This is a genomic window from Runella sp. R5_40, assembly GCF_057652295.1.
Genome location: NZ_JBYFCH010000012.1, coordinates 1 through 19,971, shown reverse-complemented (window position 1 = coordinate 19,971; position 19,971 = coordinate 1). Strand labels below are relative to the sequence as shown.

Here is a 19,971-nt window from a genome sequence, read left to right as displayed (position 1 = left end):
TTATGGAAAACTTACATGAGATTTTTTATAAGGTTTGGTTTCCAAAAGATACCCAAGAAATCACCATAATAGGAGCTACGGACTTTGAGGACTTGAAAAGAGGTCAGATAAATTATGAGAATTTAGCATTGATTGATGGGATGGGAGATCGAGATGCTATATTTAATATTGGTCTACTACTTTCCAGAAGATATCCTAATGCAAGAATACATTTAGAATTATCTCATAATACAGAAATAAGAGGCTATAATTTTAGAAAAAATTTGGTTATTGTAGGTGGACCAGGTGGTGATGAGTATTATAATGCCTCATTGGATCAAATAATAAAAGACCCTAATAATCATGCTTGTAGGCGATTTAGCGATTTTAGCCCTCCTACTAAAATTAGATATACCAATGATGCTCAGAGTTTGATTTGTAAAAACGACCTATATACATCTGAATATCAGAATATCATTGATGAACAGGGTAAATTATCTAAAAGTTTGGTACTCGATTATGGCTATTTTTCAGCATTCCCTAATGATTATGATGAGTCAAAATTCAGAGTAGTAATGATTCATGGAATTCATACTTTGGGCGTATTAGGAGCTTCAAAAGTTTTTGATGATGACACCGATAGAGATACTTTGAATAATTTTAGAATTTTGAAAGAAAGAGTAAAAGATGATGAGTATTCATTTGAGACTTTTTTTAAAGTTAGAGTTGATGGCTTTACCGTTTTTAATCCCCAAATAGAATCGGATAAAGTTTTTTTATACAATGAACCAGAAATTTTTGACAAAACAACTCATGAAGTTTTCCTTAGTCATTCTTCAACCGATCGAGATTTAGCATTAAAAATCAAGAAAGAATTGGAAGATAAGAATATTTCGGTGTTCATGGCTCCTTGGGATATGAGGGTAGGGGATTGGGAGCCACAACTTGAAGCCAAAATCAAACATGAAGCCTTGAAAATGTTGGTGTTAGTACTTACTGAAAATAGTCAAGGTTCTCTAATTGTAAGACGTGAACTCGAAACAGCTCTTGATGAGGGAAAAGAGGTTATTTGTTATCAACCAGAGAAATTTGACATCAAACCTACGCTTTACTCTCAGATCAGAGATAAACATAATATATTGGCTTATCAAGAGATATATCCAAATCCAATCCAAGAGTTGGTTGTTAAAGTCAAACAATTTTTGGATAAAAACCGATGAGGCTGGTGCTTTATTTTATCTAAATTGCTCCCCTCAACACCCCAATAAACGCCGCAATACCCTCAATCAGCTTCGTATCTTTTTCTACCTCAATCTGCGCGAGGCGGGCGGTGGGTACGAGGTCTAAGTGCTGCTTTTGGGAGCGGGCCAAAGTCTTAAAGGGTTTGTCGTTTTTCCAGTGCTGCACACATTCGGCAATTTCGGCGGGGTCGGTCAGGAGGGGTATCCAACCGTCTAAAAGTTTTTCGGCACACCAACGACGATGCTCCAAATCAGCTACTTCTTGGTAATCTTTCAAGCCTTTTTGCAGCCATTCCCGCAGTTCTTGGGCAATGGAAGTCGTGGTATCGGTGGCCTGTTGTTTTTCTACCAGGGGCATGGTTTCCCACACGAGGCGCATTTTTACAAAAGCATGGTCGGCAAAAAGGCGGTTTGATTCTTTGTCCATTTCTTTTTTACTACGCCAGTTCACTTTTGCCCGTTCGATGATGGCTGCGGGGGCTTCGTCCTCCCACGATTGTTGTTTGTCAATGACCTCGTCGTAGTAGAGCGCGGCCAACTGCGGGAGTTGGTCCAAGGCGCGGTCGCGGATGGAGCGCGCCGAACATTCGTTGAGGAAATTACCAAAACACACCACGGGTACGTGCGGAGCCAACTCGTTGAACCGCCGCTCCACCAAGGCCGTTTCGCCTTCATTGGGGAAATTGTAGTAACAAAACACCTGTACATCGCAGCGACTTTGACCATTGAGCGGCTGCTGTTGGAGGGCGTTGAGGCGTTCGAGCAAACTACTCAAATGTGCCGCCGAAGCAAACTCATCTTCCAACGTAAAATAAATACTCACCAAGCCATTGGGCCGCAAAGCATCGTAGAGGGGCTGCGTATCGTGGAGCAAGGAAAAATCATTTTGGGGCAGTTTGTGAAAATGCAACGAAATATGCCCAAAGACTTCGTCCAACAACTCACGCCCCAGCAGGTTGTCAAACGCCGCAGGAACGGCATCAGGGGTTATGAGAGCGGCCAAGCAAGGATTGAGGGTGGCAAAAGCGGCCTGCTTGTCGGCAGAATCTTCCGTAAATACGTGAATCACCAATTTTCTACCTTTGCCAAAATGCCCCATTTTGAGGCAGCTACGCAGGATTTCGTGACCCAAATGCCCAAATCCAAAGATAAAAACGTGGCTGGTGTCGTTGGTAGGATTATGATAAAAACGGTCAATGGGATACTGAATCAGCAAACGGCGGGCGATGTTTTCGTAGAGATTGAACGAATAAATATTGACGTTGGGCAACTTGTGCGTAAACTTATTGAGAAACTGCCGCTTGCCCGCGTCTTGCACCTGCACGTACCAAGTGCTTTGGGACGAGTGGTTTTGACGCTCCACCAACAGCCTGTCCATTTGTTGAACCAAGTGGAGGTTCTCGCTGTCGTCGTCGCCAAAGATATAGACCTCTTTGGCCCGTTGAAAACCTACGTCTTTCAATTTGACGGGCACTTGTGGCTCATCGCCTATGACGATAGCTCCTTGCTGCTGACTGTCTTCGTAGTAGGGGGAATCATGGTCGTGTTCGAGGGCTACTACCCATTCTCGGCGAAGACGTAGGTCGGTGAGAACATCAAAACTTTTTTCATTGAGACCCAAAATCAAGTTAAACGGACGAAAAACCCGACCAAATAGCCAGCGAACTATTATTCTTCTGGCAGTATCACCCATGAGAAGCACCACCGCCACGCTGGCCGAATACATAAAGAAAATCAAACCTAAGACTTTGCCCCACACATACGTAGGCGAATAGGCACTTGCCTCGTAATCGAAAGGAGGTGGGAAAATGGCACTGAACTTGATGGCTTTGTAAAATGCCTCCCACCACGCTATGTGGTGTACGGTAGCGTTGGGTAGGTGAGCGGCGTGTTCGGCATAGCTATGAATACCAATCCCTCCCACTACAATGGTCGCCGTAAATAAAAGCAAGGTCATAAAATACTTGAAGAACCCGTAACGGTATTCGACAAACCAGCGCCACGTTTTGCCCCACCATGACAATTCCTTGGGCATTCCGCCCGTAAGCGTTATCCACGAATAGGCCGTTCCGAGTGGCAACAACGCATTGATGGAAGTAGTATCAAAAAAACGGGGGATTGGATACGGGCTTTTTTGGCGGGGTGTGAGTAAATGGTGCAACCGAAACGCCTGACGGTGCTTGTCGCGGAGGCAGCTCAACCGCCGTCCGTCGGCATCTTTGCCTGTGCGGGCCATCGTGACCACCTCCCAAGTGCCACCTGCTAAACCCGTATCCACGCCGTTCCAGAGAGCAATTAGCTCATCGGAGTGGCGGGCTATCTCCCAGCCCACGGCGCGGTAGGGGTCTTGGCCCTCCGATTGGGTGACTACTTCCACGGCCTCTGCCGTTTGGAGCAATTCCCGAAAAAGCTCCTTCTGCGCCTCCGACGCAAACTGACTGAGGTATTTCTCGGGCGCAAAGGGCAGCACGGCGATGTACTCGATTTTGAGCTGACGGGCTACGTAGCACAGCAGCAAATCGGCACCCTCGGCCATACCACTCAGGAGTAGTAGCCGCTTGTGGGGCGTTTCTTGCTCTAAGGCTTGCAATTTGGCCTTGACGTAGCCCAACAACTCCCCCGCCACCTCGACTTTATCGCCGTTGATTGTTACCTTCCAATCTTTTTCCAACAAATCTCGGTGACCCGTAACGCCGAGGATGAGGGTGTTGTTTTTTTGTTTGATGTGCATGGGATTTTTACCAAGTTTCGTTGAGACATGTGAGGTTAAATTGGGCAATTTTATATCCTTGTTGAGCAGCTTTTCGATACCATTTCACGGCTTCAGCTTTATTTTTTTCAACCCCGATACCATTGTCATACATATGTCCTAAATTGAATTGAGCAACGACATATCCTTGTTCAGCAGCTTTGCGATACCAATTAATGGCTAATATTTCATTCTTTTTTGCACCTCTGCCATTGGAATACATCTCTCCTAAATTGTATTGTGCTTTGAAATTGCCTTTTACAGCGCTTTTTAGATATAAATCTAATGCTTCGACTTCATTCTTGGTTACACCTCGGCCACTAGCATACATTTCTCCTAAATTGTTTTGGGCATCTACATCTCCTTGATCAGAAGCTTTTCGATACCACTTCACTGCCTCAGCTTCATTTTTTTCAACACCATAACCATTTTCATATATCCGTCCTAATTTGTATTGTGCAATTACATATCCTTGTTCTGCGGCTTTTCGATACCATTTCACAGCTTCGACTCCATTTTTTTCTACGCCATTGCCATTGTTATACATCCAACCTAAAGAATATTGGGCATAGATATGGCCTTGTTCAGCGGCTTTCTTATACCATTTCACAGCTTCAGCTAAATTCTTTTTTAGACCTGTTCCGTTTTCGTACATATATCCTAAATGATATTGGGCATAGATATGTCCCTGTTCAGCGGCTTTTAAATACCATTTTTCAGCATCGCCATATTTCTCCTTAGATTTAGCATCCCAACCATTCTCATACCATTCTTCCAATTCCTTCTTTGTTGGTTCTGAATTAATTGTCACAATAGGTAGTTCCTGCGGCTCTGTTTTCTCTTTTGTGGTTGCAGTCATTGCTTGTTGCTGTGCTTTCACATAAGCCAAAATACGCTCAAAATTGGCTTTCTCTAAATAAATAGCTTCATAATAGCGTAAACTGGCAGGTAATGCACGAAGTAAAACGCTCTTACTCACCACGGATAAAATATTGCCTGCCTTATACCCTGAGCGCTTTTCATTGATGAACAATCGCCACTCAGCTTCCACCCAGGAAGAGGTAATGTTTTCTACGGAGCTACCCACCACAATCATGTGTTTGCAGGAATCTAAGGCATGATCAATGGCTTTTTGGTAATCGGCGTTGCCGAGTTCGGGCAAAGAGTGTTCAGAGTCAAACACCTTCAACCCTTTGTCCGTCAGAAAGTCGTAGAGTTCTTTGGCCAAGTGGGCGTCTTGGCTTTTGCGGGAGAGAAATACGTCGTAGTGGGTGGGTGGCATGGGTGCGAGAGTCAATTCTTGCAAAATTTCTCACCAAATTAAAATATTATTCGCAAAACGAATGTTATCTTTAGTAAAAATAAATGAAGCGATTTTATGAGTACTGTCAAAGCCAAAACAACAAGTCGTCGTAGCCAGATTTTAAACCCTGCCACGGGTCATTATATTCTGAGAGATGCGGATTCAAGGCAGTTTATCGAAATCAAAACCGATGGGAAACCATTCAGTGGCGTTGCTGTTGAGCGTAACCCTTACAAAGCTAATCCCTCCGTTAAAAAGAGCCTCGCTCGTAAAGTAGAAAAAGCGATAGTGGCTTTGTCGAAGAAACGTGTTTGATGAAAAAAGCCAATCCTAACTACGCACTGAGCGTTTTTATCAACTGTCCATTTGATTCCACTTATAACCCCCTTTTTGAGTCCCTGATTTTTGGAGTCCACGCCTGTGGATTTATCGCTCGTTGCGCTCTTGAATCCAATAATTCCAACGACATTCGTATTCAAAAAATCGTCCGCATGATGGGGGAATGTAAACTTGGCATCCACGACTTATCTCGTATCGAAACTGCCCAAGGGCTTCCTCGTTTCAATATGCCGCTCGAACTGGGGCTATTCATGGGTTGCCAACAGTTCGGTGGAAAATCACATAAGGAGAAAAAATACCTGATTTTAGATACAGATGGCTTCCGCTACAAACAATTCATCTCCGATTTGGGTGGACAAGACATCAAAAGCCACCGCAACGACAGCCTACAACTGATTCAATCGGTGCGTGATTGGCTGAGTGAGCATACTACCCGAAGTCTGCCTCACGGTAGCTACATTTTTGAGAACTATCAACGATTTCAGCAAGATTTACCCGAACTGTGTACTTCCTTAAAATGGACAATGGATGAACTTACCTTCTCAGAATTCGTAGCATTGACTGTTTCGTGGCTTTCTGAGAATATGGTCTATTCAATCTAACGTTGTTTCTACTTCTTCAAAGCCTTATACACCGTTCTAATGTCATTGGAGATGTATTCGGGATTGGCTTTTTTAATGAAAGGCGGTACGTAATTGCTCCTTTTGGGGCGAATAGCAATGATTCTTTTACCCAATTCTCGGACTACTTTTATCTCCGCATGTCATCAATCAGATCTTTGAAATGAAAAATACGCCCGCAGAGGTTTTGGAGGTAGGTGTGCAAAAAGCCCTCGATGTCCTCAAACTTGGATTTACTGTTGCGTTCTACGATGTCTCGGTACTCGTCGTAGCGTTTAGAAAAACCTACTCATTATCAATCAAATACGTCAAATATTCGGGTAGTTTTCCTGCTAAATAATAGGGTAAATTCATCAGGGTATAGTTTTTCCCATTTGCCGTGGTAGCCTTTTCGACCGAAAAATTGTTGGCACACATTCTGATGCCAAAACCAAAATCGGCTTGCTCAACAAATTGATGTAAAGAGCGTAATTTTCCCTGTTTTCCAGATTTTATTTCTATCGGAAAAACTGCGCTTTGAAAAATATAAATAAGGTCAATTTCGGCATTTCCACTGTTGTTTTCTCTTACCCAAAATGTTGGCTTGTAGTGCAATTCTTGGTGCAATGCTTGTAATTGTTGCGACACTACCTGCTGGATAATCTTTCCTTTATACAAATCGCTAAAATCATTGATACCAATGAGTTCGGCCTGAATGCCCATGGCAAAGTTCAGAATCCCTGTGTCCAAATATTGTAACCTTGGACTTCGTTTCAAATCTGCCAAGATGGGGATACCCGTGGCAGTGGTTGGATAAATTAGCTGAATAACCCTGGACAAATCCAAAGACCTGAACGCTTCGCCTACCTCCCTCGACCGATAATTTGATTGGCCAAATCCTTCAAACTTTATCCTATCTTTTTCAAAATGTGCTGTTTCCAGAATATGCCTGATGACCCTCCGCTCGGTGGCGTTTTGAGCGTATTTTTCGACATCATCTTTGTAGCCTTGCCATAAATTATTGTAAATCGGTGAGAGGTTGGAGTAGCTTTGGTCTTCCACAAATTTTTTCACGATTTCGGGCATTCCACCGATAATGGTATATTGGTGAAACAGCGACAGCAGCACCCCGTGAGCAAAATGATTGATCGGCACCTTATGCCATTGATTCAGGGCTTCGGTTTGCCCTATTGCCATCAAAAACTCCTCGAAATCGAAAGGATGGATGGCTATTTGCTCTACCCGACCTACTGGAAATGACGCTATTTTGTGGAGGGCGAACTCTAACAACGACCCCGCCGAAATGACGTGAATCTCAGGAAATTCTTCATAAAAATACCGTAGTTGTTGTACTGCCTTGGGGCTTTCTTGGATCTCGTCCAGAAAAATCAAGGTTTCTTTTGTTCTCGAAAAATTGTTTTTCAGAAACAAAATCTCGACGATATCTTGGAGTGAAATGGTTTCAAAAAGGTCGAAATTTTCCTGCTTTTCTAAATTTACTTCGATAAACTGAGGGTAGGTTTTGCCCAATTCTCTGGCCAAAGTGGATTTGCCCACTTGCCGTGCCCCCCTCAAAATCAATGGTTTTCGTGTTGGGGCTATTTTCCAGGACAAGAGCTGTTTGAATACCTTTCTTTCTAATGTCATGGTTGCCTGTTTTTTGTTACAAAGATAGGGCTTTGTAACAAAACATAGGTTATTTTACTGATTTTTTGTAACAAAACCTACCATAATTGGGTGAAGTTATTGTTTTATTGTTCTAAGGTTGCAAGCAGAGCAGGGTTGGAGATAGAGGGATTACCAAGATTGGTTGAGGCGTTTGAGATTGATTTGAGCGGTTTCTTCGTCTTGTCTGGCTGCTAACTGATACCACCGAATAGCCTCGGCTAAGTTCTTAGCCACACCTGTTCCATCTTCATACGATGCCCCTAGGTTATTTTGGGCATTGGCATAGCCCTGTTCAGCGGCTTTTCGATACCACTTGACGGCTTCTACTTCATTCTTTTCTACGCCTCTGCCATTGGCATACATCCATCCTAAGTTATGTTGGGCAGCTGCATCTCCTCCATACCCTTGCTCTGCCGCTTTTCGATACCACTTGACGGCTTCCACCTCATTCTTTTCTACTCCACTGCCATTGTAATACATTGTACCTAAATTATATTGGGCTGTGGCATTTCCCTGCTCAGCGGCTTTTCGGTACCATTTTACGGCTTCTGTGTAATTCTTTTCTACTCCACTGCCATTGTAATACATTAATCCTAATAAATGCTGGGCATCGGCTTTTCCTTGCTCTGCTGCTTTTCTGTACCATTTTACGGCTTCTACTTCATCCTTTTCTACCCCACTTCCTGTGGCATACATCAAACCCAAATTAAATTGTGAGTTAGCATCACCCTGCTCAGCGCCTTTTCGATACCACTTGACGGCTTCCACCTCATTCTTTTCTACGCCACGACCATCTTTATACATCACTCCCAAATTATTTTGGGCACCAGCATAACCTTGTTTAGCAGCTTTTCGATACCACTTGACGGCTTCCACCTCATTCTTTTCTACTCCACTGCCATTGAAATACATCACCCCCAAATTATGTTGGGCTGTAGCATGACCCTGTTCAGCAGCTTTTCGACACCACTTGACGGCTTCCACATAATCCTGTTTTGAGTGAGCTTCCCGACCTTTATCAGCCCATTTTTTTACCTCAGTTTTGGGAGGATTATGATTGTCATTATCATTAGAGAATAGCGTTTCCCAAAAACCTTTTTCCTTCTTTTGTGGATTACTTGTTGGGTTGGGAGTTATTGGGGGCTTTTCTGGTTGCTGTTCTTGCGTTTTCACATACGCCAACACCCGCTCAAAATTGGCTTTCTCTAATGTCACAACTTCATAGTACCGTAAACTGGCGGGTAAACTTCTAATGGTCACATTGTGGGTTACCACTGATAAAATATTGCCAGTTTTGTAGCCTGAGCGTTTTTCATTGATAAACAATCGCCATTCGGCTTCTACCCAAGAGGCGGTAATGTTTTCTACTGAGCTACCTACCACAATCATGTGTATACAGGCATCCAAGGCGTAATCAATGGCTTTTTGGTAGTCGGCATTGCCGAGTTCAGGTAAAGAATGGAGTGAGTCAAAAACCTTCAACCCCTTACTGGTCAAAAAGTCATAGAGTTCTTTGGCAAAGTGGGCGTCTTGGCTTTTGCGGGAGATGAAAACGTCGTAGTGGGTGGGGGGCATGGGTAATTATTATTTTCTTTTCCAAATCTCTAACATCTTCGCTTCAATATCTTCGATAAAGGCTGAAACGTAGTTGGGAATTAAGGTTTTGTCTTTGTCAAGGAGGTTGCTGAATGCAAAATTCTTGATTTTTTCCAAACCAAAATCCTCACTTTTGGGCTTGTAAAACTGCAAATTGGCGATTTCGTTGTCTTCCGAAATATAGCAAGATTTGGCGTAAATCGGAGCAATCAATTTGTTGGGATTTTGCTGAGCGAGTTGCTTCATTTTACCGTATTCCTTCTCTTGGATGTACGAAGACGTAAAAAACGTAGGACTCAACAAACAAATCAACACGTCATTTTGAGCAATGCGGTCTTGCAAAACCGTATCCCACAACATCCCCGTTTTGAGTTCGAGGTCGGTAAACTTATTGATTTTGATGCCGTGTTGTTTTTCAAAGGAGTTGAGCTGTTTGGTCAGTTCATGGGTGAACGCCTCCATCTCGGTTTGGTCTTCGTGGCTGTAACACACAAAAACGTTGAGGGGCTTCCGTTCAAACTCCCGAAACAAAAACCAGAACGGCTCCGCATCCACCAACTCGCCCTGTTCATCGTAGTTTTTGACTTTGTTTTGCCTGCCTTCTTTCGATTTCAAAAGGTGTTTCCACTTGGCTTTGGCTTTGATGGTAGGCAAAACAATGTAAGCATCCGCTATCTCATCCGAGAAGTTCTCTTCCAGCAATGTCATCAGTTCCCGCAGGGTTTGCTGTACCTTGTTTTTGTCTTTTTTGTTGAGTGAGATGTCAATTCTCCGTTGGGTGGGTTTACATTCGATAAACACACTCACTTGGTTTTCGTCGGTGTAGAGGAGGCCGTTTCGCCACAAAAACTGCTGTCGGTTTTTGATGAGGTGGCCTTTTTTGCTGATAATTCTGGAAATCAACGAACTGGGTAAATAGTACGAAAACTCCAACGTCAGGGCCAAGTCGTAGTTGTCTTCAATCAAGGAGTACAAACCAGCCGTGTGCAGCGGACATACCTCGGGCAGGTACTGCGGAGCTACAAAACGTTGGGGGTCTTGGTTGGGTATTTCAAAGATTAAATCAAAGGCTTTCATGGCATCCAAGAAAGTAGCCGCATCTATGATGTTGCCATCAATGACGGCATCGGCATCGTGAATCGTGAACTCGCCTTTGTTGTCGAGTACCTTCTGGTTCAGGACTTTGTAAATTGTTTGGTGCAGCCAGTTGGGGTCAATGAATACGATGTGGGCCAAACTGGGAATGTCTTTGAAATGAAAAATACGCCCGCAGAGGTTTTGGAGGTAGGTGTGCAAAAAGCCCTCGATGTCCTTAAATTTGGATTTACTGTTGCGTTCTACGAGGTCTCGGTACTCGTCGTAGCTAATCCACACGGGCAGTTTTGGGTAACTTTCGATAGGGGCGATTTTATTGGCTGACAAATACTCGTTTAGTTCATCTGAGGGTTCGGTATTCTGCATATAGGCCGCCATCGAAGCCAGAATGTCCCTGATTTTGGGAAAATTGGCGTGAACTTCGTAACGGTTGTTTTCGATTTGGGTACGGAGGGTTTGGAGGAGTTGTTTCTCAAACTTCTTGTACGCCAGATGAAACGCATTAGCCTCATCGCTGGTATCTTTACCAGAATGGTACTGGTACGCTTTCTCAATGTCTATGTGATAAAAATCCCCGCCCACTAACTCAAAAGGCAGGGTTTGGGATAGTTTTTCGTCCAACCTCATGCGTTGGTTATGCTTAACCTGTTCGTGTTCGATACCGCATTTATTCTCTACCAAAAACAGCTTGGGCAGTTGGCTTTTATCTTTTTGTTGGTTTTGAGGGTCATCAATTTTACCCGATTGGGTCAAAAAAGCCAGCGTTTGGAGCCAGTAGCGGTAGGGATAGTGCTGCACGGGGACTTCCACGGCCTGCACTTCCTCGCCTACTTGCATGTACTCGGTGGTGAGTTCCTGGGCGGGTTTGTCTTCGAGGTGTTTGTTGCAAACCAGCACGTAGGTACTCTCACGGGTAACAAACAACCGATGCGTGGCGTGGTAGTAGTCTTGCCCGCCAAAATCCCAGATGTTTACCTTAAATTTAGGCTCTTGGTCTTGTTCTCTGAGCCGAAAGTTTTTGGGTGTGTAAATGCCGTGTGTAGTGGTTTGCTTTTCATCGAATATCCTCTTTTCCTCATCCAAATAGTTTACCAAGGATGTTTTCCCCGCCGTGCTGTTGCCCAGCAAGATGACTTTGAGTTGGTCGTTTTGGATTATACCTTCTCGGTTGATGGTATCATAATACTTTTTGAGAGCTGGGTATCCCTCCCTAACTGAACGCAAGACATCAAAAATTAAATATGTTTCACCATTATAAGCTTTTATGTGCAGTTCCCCATTTTTATATCTTTCTGCTGTCAAGAGTACTCGAAAATCTTTGATTGGATTACCCCTAATATCAATAACTTCAATATTTGGCAAATTAACTATGGGGTTTATATTATCAACTAAGTTTGATGCAAGCTCAATACGTTTCAAATTTATAAGATTTCCGATTGGTGAAACATCATTTATCCTATTTTCAATTGCATTTATGTCAATCAGATTTGTTAAATGCTGTAATGGTAATAGGTTTGTAACATTGCAATTAAAAATTGATAGTACACTTAAATTTGAAAGGTTTTCAATGCCTTTTAAATCCAAACCTTCCCTGTTGTTATTCAAAATTAGTCCTTCAAGTTTACTACACAAGCCAATTTGTTCAATGTTACTAATGAAATTAAATGAAAGATCTAAACCTCTTATATGAGTACATTTGAAAATGTCGGGAATTTCACTTAAAAACTCAATACTACAACTACTCAAATCCAACTCGGTCTCCTGATTTTCAAGGCATTTTCTAATACGGCGTTTGGCTTCTTCGATGTTGCTCATGGGATAATATCGGTTTAGATTAATATTTTCTACAAATTATCAAAAAATCAAACTCCTCCTTCTCACTCAGGCTCAAAGAGGCAGTCCATGCTGAGGCTATTGTCTATCAGCCCGATGCTGTGGCTGTTGGGCTGTATGCCAAACGTCGAAATGAGCGTCAGGAATACCTGCTTCGGGGTGCTGGTTAGGCGTTTGAACTGCATTTTTTTGTAGGCCAGTTCGTCGGCTTCGGCTTTGGTGATGGCCCAGGGCGTATGGTAAAACTTGATTTCAAAAATATTAATGCTTTGGTCTTTGCGGTCCAGTACCAAATCAATCTGAATGCCTTTTTCGCCCTCACGCTTGCCCACATACCCGCTTGCTTCGGTATATACGCCCGCTATGCCCAAGGCTTTTTTGATTTGGGAGGTGTGCTTAATACAAATACTCTCAAAGGTGTAGCCAGCCCAACTTTTGTAGGCGGGCGTTTGGCTCAACTCCTGCCAAATGCCTGCACCTCGGTTGCCTCGGTTTTCCATAAACTGTATATAAAACAACGAAAACTCGTCGGTGAGGCGATAGACCCTGTCTTTTCGTTTTTTGCCAAAAGGAAAATACACCGAAATAAACCCCGACACCGCCAACTCTTCCAAAATGCGTGAGATACCCCCGCCGTCGGTCAGGGTAGAGGCCGAGATGATTTCTTGGCGGGTCATGCCCTGTCGTTTTTTGGCCAAAGTCCGAATCACCTCAATGTGCTTGTCAGCATGCTCAAAAAGGGCGGGATAGAGCCGCTCAAACTCGTTTTGGAGAATAGCCGAGGGTCTAAACAGAATCTGGTCTATGTTTTGGGCGGCACTTTTGCCCGCTTCTACTTCTTTGAGGTAGTGCGGCACCCCGCCCAACGCCATGTAGAGCTGAACGATGTGGTAACGGTCCAGCAAAATATTCCGACTTTTGAAATAGCACTCGGTTTCGTAGAGGTTGAAGGGCTGCAAGTCAATCCGCCTCGTGATGCGGTTGTGAAGGCCGCCTTTATCGTCCACCACTTTCTGGATCATCCACGAAGCCGCCGAACCGCAGATGACCACCACGATGTTTTTTTTGGAAGCCCAACTGTTCTAAAAAAAGCTCAATCCACTCAAAAAGCCCGATTTTGCCGTAGCCAGCCAGGGCAATTCGTCAATGAAAACCACCATGCGGCCCGCCTTGTTTTTCTTTTCCAGGCACATAATCAGCAACTGAAAGGCATCGAGCCAGTTGGTCGTTTTTCGGTCAATCGATGGCCACCATCTCGGCCTCGTCCGATTGCAGGGCTTTGAGTAGGATTGCTTGCTCTTTTTCTCGTCCAATGAGGGTCGTTTTCATACAGATTAAAAGATACGTGGCTGAAAGTAGGTAAAAATACTACGATTCAGCCACGTATAAAAGTATTTTGTTCAAAAATCCGCACTTCGATAATCCCTGATTGGGGACAGTAGTATTCGCTGAGGGGCTTTGCAGACAATCACTTGATTCTTCTCAACGTATAAATAGCTTCGTTGGAGTTTGGGAAATAATTACTTGAATCTTGGTAGGTGTCTTTGGGTTCAAAACCTGATTTAGAAAACCGCAAACGGTACTGCTCTTTTTGCATTTTGGGAGGCAATACCACATTGAATACCCCTTGGGCATCGGTGGTAATGGTGGTATCGGTGTCAATTTGAATACTCACAAAAGGGATGGCGATGGCACTGCCTTCTTGCCGTACTTGCCCTCTAAAAACGCCCAAACTGCCATTGGGCACAATCGCCAAACGAACCGATTTATCAAGTTCGATGCTGTCTTGCTGGGTTTTCCAGTGGGGGTTATCCAATCGTATGGCTACTTTCTCGCCTTTGGTGGTGTAGGGCAGTTGCTTAAAAATCACTTCGCCATTGGCCAATACTTGGCTTTTTTTTACTTCATTATTGACTACCACAGCGAGCTTGCCTCCGTTGAAGGCAGGGTATGCTCGGTTGATTTGGAGATTGGTGGATGGTTGGAGAATGAAGGTAGCATCGTAGGGCTGGACGTAATAAAAAGCAAACACAGCTACCAACAACAGCACCAAACCCCCAATGACCCAACGTAGTACTTTGTTTTCTCGCTCGGCGGGAAAGGGATTTTTAGGAGCTTGCTTGGCAGGCGTATTGGGCTGACGAACGTAATTGTAAATAATAGGAAAGTTCTTTTCGTTGTACGGAATGACCTCATAATTGGCCAAACTGGGTGGCACCTCTTCCAATTTGAGGGTACTGGTAGCCACCGTGAGCAGATTGCCCGATGTTTTGCCCGACCGCTTGCGATTGAGAAAAAACAACCACTCCGCCTCTACCCACGACGATTGGATATTGGCGGCAGAACTCCCGACCACCACCATATGCGTACTACTGACCAATGCCTCATCAATGGCTTTGATGTAATCGGCATTGCCGAGTTGTTTGAGGGTATTATCAGACTCAAAAACCGTTAAACCCTGCGTCGTGAGGTACTCATACAGCTTTTGAGCGTAGGGTGCATCAGCACTTTTGCGGGAGATGAAGACGTCTATGTTTTGCATGGGTTATTTTTTTAAAAGCTCTCTAATTTTCGACACATCTGGATGCGTAACCCCCGCCTTTTCAAGTTCATCTAAATCTGCCAAGAAGGTTTCTTTGTAAGTAGCATTGTTGTAGGGTTTGTCTTTGAAGGCGAGGTAGATTTTCTCGGCCTCAGCGTATTTGCCTTGAAAGAGTAAGGCCAAAGCTAAGTTGGTATTTGCCCATTCTATTTTGTTATCGTAATCTTCGCTTTTCTTAAAAGTAGTGGGTTTGAGCGCTTCTCTGGCTGATTGTTCTGCTGCTTTGAATTGCTTTTCAAAAAGTTGATTCCAAGCCAAACCACTTAAACTACCTCCCAACTCAATAGTAATTTGTGGATAACCGTTAGCCACTAAATACCTGTATTTGTCGATGATTTTTTCTCGAAGATTTATCTTTTCCGAATTTGAATTGAGGGCTGATAACTGCTTTTGAGCAGCTTGTATTTCTTCGTACAACTTCAAGGCTTTAAAATATGCCTCTAAATCAACTACATACACTAAAATAGATTTTGCAAGTGATACATCATTGTATTTAGGTAAAATTTGTCTGGCTTTTTGCAAATAGTCATTGATTTGTATTTGCCATGCTGATTGATAATCTGCTTTTTGAAGCAAGCCCAATAACATTATACTTCTGCAAAGTTCTATTTCATAAGCCTCAGGATTCGTTTTGGTTAAGCGTTCATAGATTTCCAAAGCAGTCAAGAAGGCTTTTAAAGCGGGTGGGAATTCGTTTTTAGCTTGATACAATCCTCCTAAATTGTTTTGAGAAGTGGCCACATAAGGCTCATAAGTAGCAGGATTGGTTTTGGCTAAGCGTTCATATATTTTCAAAGCTCTGGAGAAAGCATTTAAAGCAGCATCATACTGATTTGTAGCTTTATATAAAACCCCCAAATTGTTTTGAGTACCCGCCACATCAGGCTCATAAGTTGCAGGATTAGTTTTGGACAAGCGTTCACGGATTTCTAAAGCTTTGGAGAAAGAATTCAAAGCTGAAGAATATTCATTTGTAGCTTTAAATAAAACCCCTAAATTGTTTTGAGTAACAGCCACGTCAGGCTCGAAGACCGCAGGATTGGTTTTGGCGAGGCGTTCATAGATTTCCAAGGCCGTCGAGTAGGCTTTCAAGGCCTCTGGGTAGTCATTATTGGCTTGATACAAAACTCCCAAATTGTTTTGAGTACCAGCCAAGTGTGGTTCATAGGTCGCAGGGCTGGTTTTGGACAAGCGTTCATAGATTTCCAAGGCTTTCGAGCATGCAATTAGAGCGACTTGGTAGTCATTTTTAGCTTGATATACCACACCCAAATTGTTTTGAGTCTTTGCTATGTAAGGCTCGTAGGTAGCAGGATTGATTTGAGCGAAGCGTTCATAGATTCCTAAGGCTTTGGAATAGGCACTCAAAGCGGCGGATAATTCATTAGTAGCTTTATACAAAACCCCTAAATTGTTTTGAACAGTAGCTACATATGGCTCGTAAGTAGCAGGATTGATTTTGGACAAGCGTTCATAGATTTCTAAAGCTTTTGAATAAGCATTCAGAGCGGCTGGGAAGTTATTTTGGCCTTTATACATACCCCCAAAATTGTTTTGAGAAGCTGCTACATATGGATTGTAGATAGCAGCGTTGGTTTTAGACAAGCGTTCATAAATTTCTAAGGCTTTGGTATAGACACTCAAAGCAGCTGGGTAATCATTTTTTTCATTATATATAAGCCCCAAATTGTTTTGAGTCCTCGCCACATCAGGCTCGTAGGTAGCAGGATTGATTTTGGCAAGGCGTTCATAAATTTCCAAGGCTTTGGTGTAGGTACTCAAAGCGTCTTGGTAATTATTTGAATCTTGATACAAAACCCCCAAATTATTTTGAGCAGTGGCCACAAAAGGCTCATAAGTAGCAGGATTGGTTTTGGCCAATCGTTTATATATTTCTAATACTGTCGAGTAGGCTTTCAAAGCCGATGAATAATCATTTTTAACTTGATACATAGCCCCCAGATTATTTAGCGTAATGGCCACATTAGGCTCGTAAGCAGCAGAATTAGTTTGGGCTAATCGTTCATAGATTTCCAAGGCTTTCGAGAAAGCACTCAGAGCGGCTGGGTAATTATTTTTATCCTGATGCAACAATCCCAAATTATTTTGAGTATTAGCCACATAAGGCTCGTAGGTAGCAGGATTGGTTTTGGCGAAGCGTTCTCTTATTTCCAAGGCTTTGGTGAAGGCAATCAAAGCGGCTTGGTAATCATTTGAAGCTTGATACAAAACCCCCAAATTGTTTTGAGCAGTGGCCACAAAAGGCTCATAAGTATCGGGATTAGTTTGGACAAAGCGTTCTATTATTTCCAAGGCTTTCGAGTAAGCACTCAAAGCGGCTGGATAGTCATTTTTAGCTTGAAACAAAGTTCCTAAATTGTTTTGAGTCCTCGCCACCAAATGCTTGTAAGTAGAAGGATTGGTTTTGGACAAGCGTTCAGAGATTTCTAAGGCTTTGGAATAGGCATTAAATGCAGCTGGGTAGCTATTTTTATCTTTATACAAAAGCCCTAAATTGTTTTGAATCATAACTACATTGGGTTCACTTTTGACTAATCTTAATGCTTTTTGAAAATATTGAATAGATTTGTCATATTGGTTTTGTTTTTGAAGAAAAACGGCAAATTTAAAAGTGTTCTCAGCTCGACTCGTATCAGCCTCCACCGCAATCTCATAAGTCCTCTCCGCCTTATCAAACTGAAAATCTTGGGTATAGAGGTCAGCTTGGAACATCAGTTTGCTGATTTGTTGTTGGATAATTTCTTCGGCTTTGGCTATTTCTTCATCGGCCAATTGGGCGTTTTCTTGTATCTTTTGTTGCTCTATTTTTACTTTTTGGATGTTCTCTTGGTAGTTTTCCCCTTCCAATAGTTTGATGGCTTCTTCTACTTTGTTTTCTTCAAATAGCTTAAAGGCTTGGCGTTGGATAGCGGTTACATCATCCAAATTCATCATACTGTATCTGTCGGCGAGTTCTTTGGCAAATTCAAGATTGGCTCTAAAATCTTTCTCCAATTTTTCTGCTTTGGCTTCCCAACCAGCAGTACTGCGGTTGAGTTTAGCTAACTCTTTCTCATATTTTTCAGTGATGTATTTCTCCGAAATTCCGTAATATTTTACTCGGTTTTGGGCAACTAACCCCGCTTTGCACATGATGATTTTGAAGGGTGCTACCTGCTTTTTAGGAATTTTGGCAACCATTTCTTTGAAATTGACTACCTCAAACCCATCCTTTTGTGCTTGAATCGAAACCTCATCACCAAAGTTTTTGCCTTGAAACCTAAGATTAAAATTGCCTTTGGAGTCACTTTGAATAGGGTTTGCAAATTCAGCTTTTACGTTTGCCAACGCAATAGGCTTTTTGCCACTATTTTGTTCAGTGATGATGCCCTTAAATTGTATCTGAGCGATGGTTTTGAAGTTGCTCAACAAGCAAAAAATCAATAGTGCCTTTTTCATTATTGTTTGTTTTTGAGAGTTGAGTCTGCTTTCAGGATGGGTTTGATTCTTTCTTCTTGGCGGATAGTCGAGCCTTTATTTTTCAGCCATTTCTGCTTGGCTTCTTTGGCTTTGCGGATGAGTGCCTCCGAGTCCACACTTTCTAAGAGGGCAATGGCTTCTTTGATTTTGCCTTCTTGGTACAAATCAAATGCCTGTTTTTCGATGGCACTCACATCATCAAAGTTCACTCGGCTGTATCGTTCTGCCAACTCATTGGCTTGTGAAAGAAGAAATTCTTTGTCTTTTTCTATTTTTTGTACTTTCTCTTGCCAATTCTGATTTTCTTTTTTGGCCTTTGTTATTTCTTCTTCAAAGCGTTTTGTGATGTAGTTGACCGAAACATTGTAATATTTGATTCGATTTTGATTGATAGTGCCCGCCTTGCAAAGCACAATTTTGAGTGGACGAACGACATAATTGGAAGGGATGACGGTTTGTAGTTCTTTCTCATTGACTACCTCCCAACCCTCTTTTTGTACCCTGATATTGATGTTATCGCCCGCATCAAGGCTTTGGTAAGCCAAGATAAACCGCCCATCGGTAGCAGATTGGGTTACGTTTGCACTATTAGAGGAAATACTAACCTGTGAAACGGGCTTAGAACCGCTGCTTTGCTCTACCACAAAACCATTGAGCTTGTTGTTTTGTGCCAAACAAGCGTTAGTACAAATGATGCTGATGAATAAGATTGCTTTTTTCATGTTCTCATTTCTTTAACAATTCTCTAATTTTAGCCACATCTGGATGCGTAACCCCCGCCTTTTCAAGTTCATCTAAATCTGCCAAGAAGGTTTCTCGGTAAGTGGCTTTGTTGTAGGGTTTGTCTTTAAGGGCGAGGTAAATTTGCTCCGCCTCAGTGTATTTGCCTTGAAAGAGTAAGGCTAAAGCTAAGTTGGTATTTGCCCATTCTATTTTGTTATCGTAATCTTCGGTTTTCTTGAAAGTAGTGGGATTGAGGGCTTCTCTGGCGGATTGCTCGGCTACTTTGAATTGCTTCTCAAAGAGTTGATACCATGCCAAGCTACTCAAACTACTCCCCAACTCATTGGCAAATTTTGGATATCCATTGGCCACCAGATACCGATATTTTTCAATGATTTGCTCTTTGATTTTGATTTTTTCTAAGTTTGATTTTAGAGTAGCTAACTGCTTTTGAACCGTTTGTATTTCATTGTACAACTGCACCGCTTTGAAGTAGCCCTCCAAATCATTCACATACTCCATGAGCGTTTGGGCAAGGGGAATATCTGGATACTTGGGCAGTATCTGTTTGGCTCTCCCCAAATAACCATTGATTTCTGTTTGACGAGCAGATTGATAATCTGCTTTTTGAAGTAAGCCCAATAACACAATACTTCTGCAAAGTTCTATTTCATACGCCTCGGGATTGCTTTGGGCGAGCCGTTCTCTGATTTCTAATGCTTTTGAGTAGGCTTTCAAGGCCGCTGGGTAGTCATTTTTATCTT

At 42.7% G+C, this 19,971-nt stretch carries 13 protein-coding genes; 3 read left to right on the top strand and 10 right to left on the bottom strand.

The features are described 5' to 3' along the window. Positions 1–2 precede the first annotated feature (2 nt). Positions 3–1,199 carry a toll/interleukin-1 receptor domain-containing protein gene (locus tag AC23N5_RS19435; protein ID WP_487756863.1) on the top strand — a complete coding sequence of 399 codons (1,197 nt, stop codon included), beginning with the start codon at positions 3–5 and terminating at the stop codon, positions 1,197–1,199. Between the two features lie 19 nt (positions 1,200–1,218). Here the strand turns inward: AC23N5_RS19435 and AC23N5_RS19430 are convergent, their stop codons facing one another. Both AC23N5_RS19430 and AC23N5_RS19425 read right to left on the bottom strand, forming a co-directional pair. Further along, positions 1,219–3,951, bottom strand: a complete 2,733-nt coding sequence (locus tag AC23N5_RS19430; protein ID WP_487756862.1) for a hypothetical protein — start codon at positions 3,949–3,951, stop codon at positions 1,219–1,221. 7 nt (positions 3,952–3,958) lie between these two features. Beyond that, the gene (locus AC23N5_RS19425; RefSeq protein ID WP_487756861.1) at positions 3,959–5,251 is read right to left on the bottom strand and encodes a toll/interleukin-1 receptor domain-containing protein; all 1,293 of its coding nucleotides are present in this window, start codon (positions 5,249–5,251) and stop codon (positions 3,959–3,961) included. Positions 5,252–5,347: 96 nt separating this feature from the next. Here AC23N5_RS19425 and AC23N5_RS19420 point away from each other — a divergent pair, with 96 nt between their 5' ends. After that, positions 5,348–5,587 (top strand): hypothetical protein, encoded by a 240-nt coding sequence (locus AC23N5_RS19420; protein ID WP_183978460.1) that lies wholly within the window; start codon positions 5,348–5,350, stop codon positions 5,585–5,587. Further along, positions 5,587–6,213, top strand: coding sequence for a hypothetical protein (locus AC23N5_RS19415; protein ID WP_487756860.1), 627 nt, complete (start codon positions 5,587–5,589; stop codon positions 6,211–6,213). Before AC23N5_RS19420 ends, AC23N5_RS19415 begins: the two co-directional genes overlap by 1 nt. 303 nt (positions 6,214–6,516) lie before the next feature. Here the strand turns inward: AC23N5_RS19415 and AC23N5_RS19410 are convergent, their stop codons facing one another. From AC23N5_RS19410 to AC23N5_RS19375, 8 genes are all read right to left on the bottom strand, one after another. Then, on the bottom strand, positions 6,517–7,857 hold the full coding sequence (locus AC23N5_RS19410; protein WP_487756859.1) for an ATP-binding protein: 1,341 nt from the start codon (positions 7,855–7,857) through the stop codon (positions 6,517–6,519). A gap of 150 nt (positions 7,858–8,007) precedes the next feature. Beyond that, positions 8,008–9,453: a toll/interleukin-1 receptor domain-containing protein gene (locus AC23N5_RS19405; protein WP_487756858.1), complete on the bottom strand. Its 1,446-nt coding sequence runs from the start codon at positions 9,451–9,453 to the stop codon at positions 8,008–8,010. Positions 9,454–9,462: 9 nt separating this feature from the next. Further along, a complete protein-coding gene (locus AC23N5_RS19400; RefSeq protein WP_487756857.1) occupies positions 9,463–11,793 on the bottom strand; it encodes a COR domain-containing protein in 2,331 nt (776 codons plus the stop codon). A 653-nt stretch (positions 11,794–12,446) separates the two neighbouring features. Then, complete coding sequence (locus AC23N5_RS19395) at positions 12,447–13,457, bottom strand: AAA family ATPase (protein ID WP_487756856.1); 1,011 nt, start codon at positions 13,455–13,457, stop codon at positions 12,447–12,449. Between the two features lie 413 nt (positions 13,458–13,870). Beyond that, positions 13,871–14,944 (bottom strand): toll/interleukin-1 receptor domain-containing protein, encoded by a 1,074-nt coding sequence (locus tag AC23N5_RS19390; protein ID WP_487756855.1) that lies wholly within the window; start codon positions 14,942–14,944, stop codon positions 13,871–13,873. 3 nt (positions 14,945–14,947) lie between these two features. Then, complete coding sequence (locus AC23N5_RS19385) at positions 14,948–18,463, bottom strand: tetratricopeptide repeat protein (RefSeq protein WP_487756854.1); 3,516 nt, start codon at positions 18,461–18,463, stop codon at positions 14,948–14,950. Then, entirely contained in the window at positions 18,463–19,206 is a 744-nt protein-coding gene (locus tag AC23N5_RS19380) for a hypothetical protein (protein ID WP_487756853.1), read from the bottom strand. The genes AC23N5_RS19385 and AC23N5_RS19380 overlap by 1 nt, the downstream gene beginning before the upstream one ends. Positions 19,207–19,210: 4 nt before the next feature. Beyond that, positions 19,211–19,971 (bottom strand): hypothetical protein (locus AC23N5_RS19375; RefSeq protein ID WP_487756852.1); only part of this gene is annotated, 761 nt, incomplete at its 5' end.